The organism is Oceanimonas smirnovii ATCC BAA-899 (assembly GCF_000381965.1).
In the GTDB taxonomy this organism is placed as follows: Bacteria; Pseudomonadota; Gammaproteobacteria; order Enterobacterales; family Aeromonadaceae; genus Oceanimonas; species Oceanimonas smirnovii.
Genome location: NZ_KB908465.1, coordinates 76,193 through 88,267, shown reverse-complemented (window position 1 = coordinate 88,267; position 12,075 = coordinate 76,193). Strand labels below are relative to the sequence as shown.

The 12,075-nt window shown below is 56.7% G+C and carries 11 protein-coding genes; 1 reads left to right on the top strand and 10 read right to left on the bottom strand.

What is annotated here, in order from left to right:
- Positions 1 to 52 precede the first annotated feature (52 nt).
- From G364_RS0112610 to sdhC, 4 genes are read right to left on the bottom strand one after another with little or no spacing between them, the layout of a single operon-like run.
- On the bottom strand, positions 53 to 769 hold the full coding sequence (locus G364_RS0112610; RefSeq protein ID WP_019935510.1) for a succinate dehydrogenase iron-sulfur subunit: 717 nt from the start codon (positions 767 to 769) through the stop codon (positions 53 to 55).
- A 12-nt stretch (positions 770 to 781) separates the two neighbouring features.
- On the bottom strand, positions 782 to 2,548 hold the full coding sequence (sdhA, locus tag G364_RS0112605) for a succinate dehydrogenase flavoprotein subunit (RefSeq protein WP_026344892.1): 1,767 nt from the start codon (positions 2,546 to 2,548) through the stop codon (positions 782 to 784).
- A 1-nt stretch (position 2,549) separates the two neighbouring features.
- Complete coding sequence (gene sdhD, locus G364_RS0112600; RefSeq protein ID WP_019935508.1) at positions 2,550 to 2,894, bottom strand: succinate dehydrogenase, hydrophobic membrane anchor protein; 345 nt, start codon at positions 2,892 to 2,894, stop codon at positions 2,550 to 2,552.
- Positions 2,888 to 3,277, bottom strand: coding sequence for a succinate dehydrogenase cytochrome b556 subunit (gene sdhC, locus G364_RS0112595; RefSeq protein ID WP_019935507.1), 390 nt, complete (start codon positions 3,275 to 3,277; stop codon positions 2,888 to 2,890). The genes sdhD and sdhC overlap by 7 nt, the downstream gene beginning before the upstream one ends.
- 409 nt (positions 3,278 to 3,686) lie before the next feature.
- On the opposite strand from sdhC, the gene G364_RS0112590 reads away from it, so the two are divergent.
- The gene (locus G364_RS0112590; protein WP_019935506.1) at positions 3,687 to 4,976 is read left to right on the top strand and encodes a citrate synthase; all 1,290 of its coding nucleotides are present in this window, start codon (positions 3,687 to 3,689) and stop codon (positions 4,974 to 4,976) included.
- Positions 4,977 to 5,111: 135 nt separating this feature from the next.
- Here G364_RS0112590 and fbp read toward each other — a convergent pair whose 3' ends face one another.
- The 6 genes from fbp to G364_RS16570 all read right to left on the bottom strand — a co-directional run bounded on the left by fbp (position 5,112) and on the right by G364_RS16570 (position 12,054).
- On the bottom strand, positions 5,112 to 6,125 hold the full coding sequence (gene fbp, locus G364_RS0112585) for a class 1 fructose-bisphosphatase (protein ID WP_026344891.1): 1,014 nt from the start codon (positions 6,123 to 6,125) through the stop codon (positions 5,112 to 5,114).
- A 62-nt stretch (positions 6,126 to 6,187) separates the two neighbouring features.
- On the bottom strand, positions 6,188 to 6,940 hold the full coding sequence (gene kdsB / locus G364_RS0112580; protein ID WP_019935504.1) for a 3-deoxy-manno-octulosonate cytidylyltransferase: 753 nt from the start codon (positions 6,938 to 6,940) through the stop codon (positions 6,188 to 6,190).
- On the bottom strand, positions 6,937 to 7,125 hold the full coding sequence (locus G364_RS0112575) for a Trm112 family protein (RefSeq protein WP_014292329.1): 189 nt from the start codon (positions 7,123 to 7,125) through the stop codon (positions 6,937 to 6,939). Before G364_RS0112575 ends, kdsB begins: the two co-directional genes overlap by 4 nt.
- Positions 7,115 to 8,077, bottom strand: coding sequence for a tetraacyldisaccharide 4'-kinase (lpxK, locus tag G364_RS0112570; protein ID WP_019935503.1), 963 nt, complete (start codon positions 8,075 to 8,077; stop codon positions 7,115 to 7,117). Before lpxK ends, G364_RS0112575 begins: the two co-directional genes overlap by 11 nt.
- A complete protein-coding gene (gene msbA, locus G364_RS0112565) occupies positions 8,077 to 9,828 on the bottom strand; it encodes a lipid A ABC transporter ATP-binding protein/permease MsbA (RefSeq protein ID WP_019935502.1) in 1,752 nt (583 codons plus the stop codon). Before msbA ends, lpxK begins: the two co-directional genes overlap by 1 nt.
- Before the next feature lie 27 nt (positions 9,829 to 9,855).
- Complete coding sequence (locus G364_RS16570; protein ID WP_019935501.1) at positions 9,856 to 12,054, bottom strand: DNA internalization-related competence protein ComEC/Rec2; 2,199 nt, start codon at positions 12,052 to 12,054, stop codon at positions 9,856 to 9,858.
- Between the last annotated feature and the right edge of the window lie 21 nt (positions 12,055 to 12,075).

Below are 12,075 nucleotides of genomic sequence, written 5' to 3'. Positions count from 1 at the left end.
GGTCGTCGAGTCAATGCCGCCCTGACGGGCGGCAGCTTATTATTCGGGACGGTTACACTGCCCGTTTCAGCAGCATGGACTTGATGTTACCAATGGCCTTGGTGGGATTCAGGCCCTTGGGACACACGTTCACACAGTTCATGATACCGTGACAGCGGAATACGCTGAAGGCATCGTCCAGATTGGACAAGCGCTCATCGGTGGCAGTATCGCGACTGTCAGCCAGCCAGCGATAGGCGGCCAGCAGGCCGGCCGGGCCAATGAACTTGTCCGGGTTCCACCAGAAAGACGGACAAGAGGTGGAGCAGCAGGCGCACAGAATGCACTCATACAGCCCATCCAGCTTGGACCGCTCTTCCGGAGACTGCAGGCGCTCACGCGCCGGCGGTTGTTTGTCGTCGGCAATGAGGAAGGGCTTAATCTTCTCCCACTGGGTGTAGAACTGACTCATGTCGACCACCAGGTCGCGGATCACCGGCAGACCGGGCAGCGGGCGAACCACCAGCTTGTTGGTCTTGCCCAGCAGATCAGACAACGGTGTGATACAGGCCAGACCGTTCTTGCCGTTCATGTTTACACCGTCGGAACCGCATACACCTTCACGACAGGAACGACGAAACGCCAGACTCGGATCTTTTTCTTTCAGCTGCAGCAGAGCATCCAGCACCATCATGTCGGAGCCTTCAGCCACGTCCAGCTGATAGTCTTTCATGTAGGGCTTGGCATCGGTTTCCGGGTTATACCGATAAACAGAGATAGTAACTTGCATTATCGCCTCCCCTTAGTAGGTACGTGCTTTGGGCGGGAATGCGTCACGGGTGACCGGTGACATATTCACGGAACGACGGGACATGGACTCTGACTCGGGGCAGTACAAGGAGTGGCACAGCCAGTTCTCGTCATCACGCTCCGGATAGTCAAAGCGGGAATGAGCACCCCGTGACTCAGTACGGAAGTTGGCCGCCACGGCAGTGGCATAGGCCGTTTCCATCAGGTTGTCCAGTTCCAGACATTCAATTCGCTGCGTATTGAAATCGCGGCTGGTGTCGTCCAGACGGGCATTTTTCAGTCGCTCACGAATCTCCTTCAGTTCAGCCAGACCGGCAGCCATGGCGTCGCCTTCCCGGAATACCGAGAAGTTGTTTTGCATGCAGCTTTGCAGATCTTTCTTGATTTGAACCGGATCTTCACCACTGCGGGTGCTTTCCCAGCGGTTATAGCGGCTCAGAGACGCCTCAAGATCAGACTCGGAAGCGGCACGGCTGTCACCCAGCTCGTTCAGGGCTTCGGTCAGATGACGACCCACAGCACGGCCAAATACCACCAGGTCCAGCAGCGAGTTACCGCCCAGACGGTTGGCACCGTGCACCGATACACAGGCAATTTCACCTACCGCAAACAGACCTTTCACCGGCACGTCGTTGCCGTTGGCATCCTGCTTCAGGGCCTGGCCTTTCACGTTGGTGGGAATACCACCCATCATATAGTGACAGGTAGGAATCACCGGAATCGGCTCTTTTACCGGATCCACGTGAGCAAAGGTGCGTGACAGCTCACAGATGCCCGGCAGACGGCTTTCCAGCACCTCTTTGCCCAGATGATCCAGCTTGAGTTTAATGTGCGGACCCCAGGGACCATCGCAGCCACGACCTTCACGAATTTCGATCATCATGGAGCGGGCAACCACATCACGGCCGGCCAGATCTTTGGCGTTGGGAGCATAACGCTCCATAAAGCGTTCGCCGTCCTTGTTCAGCAGATAACCACCTTCACCACGGCAACCTTCGGTTACCAGGGTGCCGGCACCGGCAATGCCTGTGGGGTGGAACTGCCACATTTCCATGTCCTGTACCGGCACACCGGCACGCAGCGCCATGCCGACACCGTCACCGGTGTTGATATGGGCGTTGGTAGTGGACTGGAAGATACGGCCGGCACCACCGGTGGCCAGCACGGTGGCTTTGGCCTTGAAGTAAACCACTTCGCCGGTTTCGATGTCGATGGCAGTACAGCCTACCACGTCACCGTCCTGGTTTTTTACCAGATCCAGCGCATACCACTCGGAGAACACAGTGGTTTTGTGCTTAACGTTCTGCTGATACAGGGTATGCAGCAGCGCATGGCCGGTACGGTCAGACGCCGCCGCCGTGCGGGCCGCCTGCTCGCCGCCAAAGGCCTTGGACTGGCCGCCAAAAGGCCGTTGATAGACTTTGCCGTTATCAAAGCGGGAGAACGGCAGGCCCATTTTTTCCAGCTCAAGGATAGCCTCGGGACCGGTCTGACACATAAACTCGATGGCGTCCTGGTCACCGATATAGTCGGAGCCCTTGACGGTGTCATACATGTGCCATTCCCAGTTATCGTCGTGGGCGTTGCCCAGCGCGACCGTAATGCCTCCTTGAGCAGATACGGTATGAGAACGGGTTGGAAATACCTTGGACAAGAGCGCACAGCTTTTGCCCGACTCGGCAATCTGAAGGGCGGCACGCATGCCGGCACCGCCGGCGCCGATTACCACGGCGTCGAATTCTCGAATAGCAATAGTCACCTTAAACACCCCACAATACAACGATACCGGTCAGCAGATAGGACAGCAGCATTACTACCACGGCAAACTGGGCAATGCCGCGCCACAGCGCAGGTTTTACATAGTCGGACAGTACCTGCCAGGCACCAATCCAGCCGTGCATCAGCACACTGAACAGCGCCAGCAGGGTGAACACCTTGGTAAAGGTGCGATCAAAAAAGCCCGTCCATACCTGATAGGTGATGTCGTTGAAGGCAATAAAGCCAACCAGATAAAGGGTATAAAGCGTCAGAATGACAGCCGTTGCACGAAGCAGCATAAAGTCGTGCACACCGCTGCGGCCAAATGTTGCAGAATTGCTTACCATACCAGTACTCCCGCCAGCAGTGACAGAACAATGGTGACGCCGAATGCTATCTTGGCACTCTTGGCACCGGATTCAATCTCTTCGCAATAGCCCAGATCCATGATGAGGTGGCGAATGCCGCCTACAATGTGATAGGCCAGTGCGGTCAGCACACCCCAGAGGATGAGGCCGACAAAAAAACCATCCATAATATCCACTACTGCATTGAAGCCCTGCTCGGAAGCGAGGGATTCACTGAGCAGCCACAGCAGAATGGCCAGCGCGAACAGGGTGATCACGCCGGAAATCCGGTGCAGGATGGATGAAATGGCGGCGACGGGCTGGCGAATAGTCCGCAGGTCGAGGTTTACAGGTCTCTGTTTTTTAGTCACGGTCTTGCCCACTAGCTCCATTGAGCACGTTAGTTATTGTTTTGACAGACATTACCCGGATATATGGACTGCGAACCCTACCGAGAACAAGCTGCTTTTACTATGTCACCAGACTGGCTGAGATAGCAGAAGCAGTGTGACTGCGGCATGGCCACAACTGCGTCCTATACCCTCGGAAAAACAGTATAAGGAGGGAATCGGCAAATACAACGAAGCACCTGAATCAATTGCGAATTCTGTAAAGTTGATCGCACAACGGCGTTAATAGGCTGTTGCGAGCCTCCAGTAAAATTGACATTGAACCCTGCTTTGTTTTCAATATGCCGGCACCACGGGAAGCAGAAATGCTGAAAAACTTAAGCTTTCTGTGCGAAAATGCGCTTACTCGTGGACCTATTATAAAAAGCAAAGGAGACGTGCTATGGCTGACCAAAAGGCCACTCTGCATCTGCCAGGCAAGGAACCCGTTGAGCTTCCGATTGCTTCTGGCACCGCTGGCTATGATGTGATCGATATCAGTTCTCTCGGCTCACACGGCTACTTCACTTATGATCCCGGCTTCCTGGCAACTGCATCCTGCCAGTCCGATATCACCTACATTGACGGTGACAAAGGGATTCTGCTGCACCGCGGTTACCCCATTGAACAACTGGCTCAGGATGCCAGCTACCTGGAAGTCTGTTATTTGCTGTTGTACGGCGAGGCCCCCACTGCCAAGCAGTATGATCAATTCCGCCGGAACATCATGCGCCACACCATGGTGCACGAGCAGCTGTCTTCCTTCTTCAAGGGCTACCGCCGTGACGCACACCCCATGTCCATCGTATGTGGTGTGATCGCCGGTCTGTCTGCTTTCTATCATGACCCCATGGACATCAATGATCCCGTGCATCGCGAACTGGCCGCACAGCGCCTGATCGCCAAAATGCCGACCATTGCCGCCATGGCGTATAAATATTCCGTGGGTCAGCCGTTCGTCTACCCGCGCAACGACCTGGGCTATGCCGGCAACTTCCTGCAAATGATGTTTGCCGTGCCCTGCGAAGACTACAAGGTAAACCCGGTAGTAGAAAAAGCCATGGACCGCATCTTTACCCTGCATGCGGATCATGAGCAGAACGCCTCTACATCTACCGTGCGCCTGGCCGGCTCCAGTGGTGCCAACCCCTTCGCCTGTATTGCCGCCGGCATTGCCTCTCTGTGGGGACCGGCTCACGGTGGTGCCAACGAGGCCTGCCTGCTGATGCTGGAAGAAATCGGCTCGGTTGACCGCATTCCGGAATTTATTGCCCGCGCCAAAGACAAGGATGATCCTTTCCGTCTGATGGGCTTTGGCCACCGGGTGTACAAAAACTTTGACCCCCGCGCCAAGGTCATGCGTGAAACATGTCACGAAGTACTGGATGATCTGAAAATTGAAGATCCACTGCTGGACGTGGCCATGGAGCTGGAGCGCATTGCGCTGTCTGATGAATACTTTGTAGAGCGTAAGCTGTATCCGAACGTCGACTTCTACTCCGGTATCATTCTGAAAGCCATTGGCATTCCTACCAGCATGTTCACCGTTATCTTTGCCCTGGCCCGCACCGTGGGCTGGATGTCGCACTGGAACGAAATGATGTCTGATCCCAAGCAGAAGATCGGTCGTCCGCGCCAGCTGTATACCGGTGCGCCGGAGCGTCAGTTCAAGACTGATGTCACCGACAAGTAACTTCAGCACAGCAATAAAAAGGCCGGCAAATTTGCCGGCCTTTTTTTGTGTTTGTTATTCCGGCCTTTGCCGTAGGCCCCGTTTCAACGGGGCACCGTGATGCAGGATGGCCGGTTTGCACGAATAAATTCGGGCTTACTTGGCCGCTGAGAACTCACTCATAAAACCTTCGGCTTTTTCCACCATGGCGGTGGAGCCCACAAAGTAAGGGGTGCGCTGGTGCAGCTCGGTGGGTTTGATTTCCATAATGCGCTGATAACCGTCAGATGCCTTGCCACCGGCCTGCTCGGCCAGGAATGCCAGCGGGTTGCACTCATAGAGCAGGCGCAGCTTGCCGTTGGGGGCGCTGGTGCCGGACGGGTAAATGTAAATACCGCCTTTCAGCATGTTGCGGTGAAAATCGGATACCAGTGAACCGATATAGCGGGAGGTATAAGGGCGTTTGGTGGTTTCGTCCTGCTCCTGGCAGTATTTGATGTATTTCTTCACGCCTTCCGGAAACTTGATGTAATTGCCTTCGTTTACGGAATAAATGGTGCCCTGCTCGGGAATACGAATGTTTTCGTGAGACAGGCAGAAAGATCCCAGGGACGGATCGTAGGTAAAGCCGTGCACGCCGTTGCCGGTGGTGTACACCAGCATGGTGGAGGAGCCGTATACCACATAGCCGGCGGCCACCTGATTCACGCCCGGCTGCAGAAAGTCTTCCATCACCACCGGCGTGCCCGGCTCACTGACCCGCCGGTAAATGGAGAAGATAGTGCCCACAGACACGTTCACGTCTATGTTGGAGGAGCCGTCCAGCGGATCCATCAGCACCACGTATTTGGCGTCGCTGCGCTTGGCGCTGTCGAAACAGACGAAATAGTCTTCTTCTTCGGAGGCAATGCCGCACACTTCGCCACGGGCTTCCAGCGCCGCCTTGAACTTGTCATTGGCGAATACATCCAGTTTTTGCTGAACCTCACCCTGTACATTCTGGCTGCCATTGCTGCCACCGATGATGTCGGTTGCCAGACCGGCACGGTTAATTTCACGGTTTACAATTTTGGCAGCACGACGAATGGACGACAGCAGCGACGATAGCTCGCCGGTGGCGCTGGGGTATTCAGACTGTGTTTTTACTATGTATTCACCCAGGGTAATCATAATGTCCTCAGATATTTGCTTTAAATTATGCGGCAGCATCGGCTGTTGCCGGCAGATACGAATTAAACCTTATGGGTACAAGTGGCCAGCAAGCGGCGTACTGTCTCCAGATCGGCGGGTGTGTCCACACCAGCAGGGGGTATTTCACTGGCAACTCCCAGCGCGATGTGCTCGCCATGCCAGAGCACGCGCAGTTGCTCAAGCTTTTCCAGTTGTTCCAGAGGGCCGGCAGGCAGGGCCACATAGCGGCTGATAAAACCGGCACGGTAGGCATAGATACCAATATGGCGCAGGCAATGATCCAGGCGGGCATTGGTATTATCGCGGTCAAAGGGAATGGCGGCGCGGCTGAAGTAAAGTGCCCTGCCCTGCAGGCTGTGTACCACCTTCACTACATTAGGATCGGTAAGTTCATCAGTATGCAGCAGTGGCGTGGCCAAAGTGGCCATAGGCGCATTGTCATTGGCGAGCAGTGCCGCCACTTCATCTATCAGGACCGGCGGCAGCAGGGGCTCATCGCCCTGTACATTCACCACTATTTCATCGGGGGCCAGCTGAAGCTGTTCAACGACTTCTGCCAGTCGCTCGGTGCCGGACTCATGATGGCTGCCGGTCAGGCATATCTCAACACTGGTATGGGCCAGAGCATCAGCAATACGCTGGTCGTCGGTGGCTACCACCACCCGCCCCGCGCCGCTTTTCAGCGCCTGCTCTGCCACCCGCTCGATCATGGGTTTGCCGTGAATATCTGCCAGGGGCTTGCCCGGCAGCCGGGTAGACTGCATGCGGGCAGGAATAACAACGGTATAACTCATCCCGGCAGCTCATCCAGATCGAGCCGGCGAGCCCGGCTTTCCAGCAGCACCGGAATGTTTTCGGTAATAGGATAGGCCAGACGGTCAAAACGACACACCAGCTCATTGTGCTCCCGGTCCAGTTGCAGCTTGCCCTTGCATACCGGGCAGGCAATAATTTCCACCAGTTTGGCATCAATTGCCATGATTCAGCTCCTTTAGTCGTTTCGACAGCATCTGTTCAAACTCCGCCGGCAGGCAGGCCTGCACCGGCAAATACCAGCAGTCATCATGGCCGCCGGACCATTTAACCGCGTCTTTTTCCGTTATCAGCAAAGGCTTGTCCGCAAGCGATACCAGCTCAGCCGGCCGCATGGGCTCATGATCTGCCAGTGCTATTTGTTTATCCAGTATAAAGCCAAGGCCCTGCAGGGTGTTAAAAAACCGCGGCGGATGGCCGATGCCCGCCAGCGCATGCACTGTGGTGCCGGACGCCGGCGTTTTACCCTCGCCGCTTACCGGCCGCAGCTCGCCGGGTGCCAGCGTCATCAGATATTCACCGGACTGGACAGGGCCGCCATTATTGATCACCGCATCAACGCTATTAAGCCGCCACTTGCCTTCCCGCAGCGGCCCCATGGGCAGCAGCCGGCCATTGCCAAAGCGGCGCTGGCCGTCCACCACCACCAGCTCCAGGTCGCGTGCCAGCGCATAGTGCTGCAGGCCGTCGTCGCTGATAATAATGTCGACGCCCAGCGCCGCCAGCCGTGCTGCAGCATCGGCCCGCCCTGGCCCCACCACCACCGGACAACCGGTGCGCCGGTAAATCAATACCGGCTCATCACCGGCCTGAGCGGCTGGCGTATTGTCATTAAGCACCAGCGGATATTGCTCGCTTTTGCCGCCATAGCCCCGGCTGATCACGCCCGGGCGGTAACCCTGAGCACGCAGCCATTCCACCAGCCATACCACCACAGGCGTTTTGCCGTTGCCACCCACGGTGAGGTTACCCACCACCAGCACCGGCACCGGCGCACGGTAAACTCGCTTAAGACCAAGCGCAAACAGTTGCCGGCGCAGGTGACTTATCAGCGCGAACAACAGGCTCAGTGGCCACAGCAGCCACAACCAGCGCGCCCCCCGGTACCAGGCTCGCATCAGTGTTCGCCGAACTGAATGGTTCTGAGCTGGGCATAAGCGCCATGATGAGCCATCAGTTCGGCATGGCTGCCACGCTCTACAATGCGGCCTTCATCAATCACCAGAATTTCATCGGCATTTTCAATGGTGGACAACCGGTGCGCAATCACCAGCGCGGTTCTGTCTTTACGCAACTCGTCGAGAGCGGCCTGAATATGACGCTCCGACTCGGTATCCAGCGCCGAGGTGGCTTCATCCAGAATTAACAGCGGCGCATTGCGCAGCAGGGCCCGGGCAATGGCAATACGCTGACGCTGACCACCGGACAGACTGGCCCCGTTTTCACCAATCACGGTGTCGTAACCCTGATCCAGCTTATTGATAAACTCATCGGCATAGGCCAGTTTGGCGGCGGCTTCTATTTGCTCACGGCTGTAACGTCCTTCGGCAGCGTAAGCAATGTTGTTGGCAATGGTGTCGTTGAACAGGTGCACGTGCTGGGACACCAGCGCAAACTGCCGGCGCAAATCGCTGAGTTTATAATCCTGAATATTAACGCCGTCGAGACGAATTTCGCCGTCATTAATGTCGTAGAAACGGGTCAGCAGGCTGGCAATGGTACTTTTGCCCGAGCCGGAGCGGCCCACCAGCGCAACGGTTTTGCCCGGCTCCAGGGTAAAGCTCATGTTTTTCAGAGCCGGCGTTTCTTTGGTGGGATAACAGAAGGTCACCTTGTCAAACTCAATATGGCCTTCGGCCCGTTCCAGTGGCTGAGTGCCTTTATCGGTTTCGGCGTCACTGTCGAGCAGTTCAAACAGGCTCTGACAGGCGGCAATGCCGCGCTGATAAGGGCCATTGATCTGGGTGAGACTCTTCAGCGGGCGCATCAGCATCATCATAGAGGTCACTATCACGGTGAAGGTACCCGGAGTCAGCTGCTCCTGCATACCGTCAAAGCTGGCCACATAAAGCAGAATGGCCAGTGCAGTAGAAGCAATCACCTGCACCAGCGGCGTGCCCACCGCATCGGCGGCCACCATTTTCATGTTCTGCTGGCGAACCTTGTTGCTCACCTTGAAGAAACGACCACTTTCTACCTTCTGGCCGTTAAACATCAGCACTTCTTTATGGCCTTTGAGCATTTGTTCGGTGCTGCTGGTGATGTTGCCCATGGCTGCCTGCATACCCTTGCTGATGCGGCGAAAACGACGGCTGATCACCGCTATCATGATGCCTACTACCGGCCCCACCACAAAGAAAATCAGTGACAGCTGCCAGGAGTGATAAAACATCAGCCCCAGCAGGCCAATGACGGTAGCCCCTTCACGCACCAGGGTGACCAGGGTGGAGCTGGCGGCAGAAGATACCTGAGACGCATCGTAAGTGACCTTTGACAGCAAATTACCGGTATTGTGTTTATCAAAAAATGCCACCGGCATGGCCATCAGCTTGTCAAACACCTGCTGCTGCAGCGACATCACCACATGGTTACCCACCCAGGCCATGCAGTAACCCGACAAAAAGGTACAAAGGCCGCGTAAAAAGACGATACCGATTACAAAAAACGGCATCCACTTCAGCACTGCAGGATTATCACCGGTCAGGCCTTCGTCGATCAGCGGTTTGATGGAATACACAAAGGTAGTGTCAACGGCGGCATAGCCAGCCATGCCAATAATGGCAGCCACCAGGCCGAGCTTGCGCTCCTTTACATAAGCCAGCAGGCGCTTGAGCACAGGCCAGGACGAGGAGTGTACATCTGTAGACATAAAAACTCTGCCGTGGAAAACGAGGCGCTATTCTAACGGCCCCACCGCATTTCTGCCAGTTTCACGCCAGGCGGCCAGCTGCTGATACCAGGGGCCGGGCCGCCCTTGCCCCACTCTGCGCCATTGATCACCACTGGCGGCAAAGTGGATCATGCCGTCTTGCCCTGTGATCAACTGATACACCCCGGCGGCCTGATAACGGGCCAGCACCTCCTCGGCAGGAAAACCCCAGCGGTTACCAAAGCCGGCAGTGTGTACCACCCAGGCCGGTGATACGGCTTCAATTAACGCCGCACTGGAAGAGCTGCCGCTGCCATGGTGCGGACTTAACAGCAGCTGCGCCTGCAATCGTGTTTTCCGGCTGATCAGCACCTGCTCAGCCCGGCGTTCAATATCACCGGTCAGCAAGACTGCCAGCCTGCCATCGGTAATGCGCAATACGCAGGAGTCATTATTACGATGGCCACTTGGACTGACCGGCCAGTGCATTTCCAGCTGCAGCCTGCCCCATTGTCGCAGCTGCCCCGCCCGGCAGGGCATGCCGTGAGGCCAGGCTCCCCACCGTTTTGCTACCGGCAACCGGCTGGCCAGATAGTGGCGGTTGGCACTGTGATCACTGTCTTCATGGCTTATTATCAGGTAGTCGAGTTTGCTTATTCCCAGCCGGGCCAGCAAGGGCAAAATAACGCCATCGGCCATATTAAAACCCGACGGAAACCGGTTACCTGTGTCATACAGCAGCGCCCGTTCTCCCTGGGTCACCAGCACCGACAACCCCTGCCCCACATCCAGCAACCGCACCTGCCAGGACGGACCAGGCCATAACAACAATCCGGCCAGCCACACCAGCGGCAGCGCCAGCCAGCGCCCGGCGGGCAGTAACAGTGCCAGCGACAGCAACATCAGCAGTAGTATCATACCCTGAGCAAAGGCTGATAATTCTGCCCAGGGAGAGAGATAAGCCGCCAGCCAGTGCAGCGCACTCATCAAGGGCGTAAACAGACTGTTCAGCAGCGAAAACACCGGAGCAGCCAGTGGCGGCCATAACAGCAGCAAACAGCACGCCACCAGTAGCAGCGGTATCAACAGCAGGGAAAACAAGGGGATCAGTATCAGATTCACCGGCACCGATAAACTGCTGACACCACCAAACAGCAGCATCACCAGCGGCAATAACAACAGTCCCAGCCCCAGCTGCAAACGCCACAGGCTGCGCCGTCCGCCGGCCAGCGCCAGCAGGGCAGCGACCGCCAGCACTGACATCCAGAACCCCAGATTCAGCACCAGCCAGGGGTTGACTGCCAGCAACAAGGCCATGGTGCTGAGCAAAATACGCCGCCCGCTCCAGAACCGGCCCCACCACAGCAAGCCCAGCCATAATGCCAGCATCAGCAGCGCCCGCTGGGTGGCTACCCCAAACCCGGCCAGCCAGGCATAGCCGGCAGCCAGCAACAACGCAGCCACCAGGCCCGTGGTGTAATGGCCGGTGAGTCGTCCGGCCAGCCAGCCCAGTCCCGCTACCAGACCAATATGCAGCCCCGAAATGGCAAACAAATGGCTGACACCAAGGGCACGCAGCATGGTCCAGTCGTCGCTGGTCAGTCCGCTGCGCTCACCAAAGCTCAGCGCCCTGAGCCAGGCTTGCGACGCCAGGGAATGCGTGCTGAGATTAAACCGATGCAACAACTGCTGCCTTAACCCGGTGCGGGCCGGACTGATAGCAAGCGTGCCGGTAATATAACCTCTGGCAGTGATACCCTGCCCCAGCAGCCAGCGGGCACTGTTAAAACTGCCGGGATTCAGCAACGAATGGGGGGGTGACAGCTGAGTGATGGCACTGAAGCGATCGCCGGGCTGAGGGGACGGATTTTCGCCATACCAGCTCAGCAGAACGCGGGGCCTGGGTGAAAGTGCTTGACCCTGCAGGTGAGTCAGGCCGACAATCAGCCGGCTGACGCCATCCTGGCGGGGCTGAACCTCCAGTACACGGGCCGTCATGATTTGACTGCGATCCATGGCATCGGTGGTTTGCAGCCAGCTCAGCTGCCAGTGGCTGAAACATAACACCCACACTACCCCCAGCATAAAAGCGGCTGCAGCGGGGCGGGTCTGCCCACCGGCAACACTTAATATCGCCAGTGGTATCCATAGTTCCCGGGCCGGCAGCCAGGGCCACCACAGGCAACTGGCAATGCCAGCACAAAAGAAAAACAGCCGCTTGTCCATCCGGTAAGTATTGCGGACCTG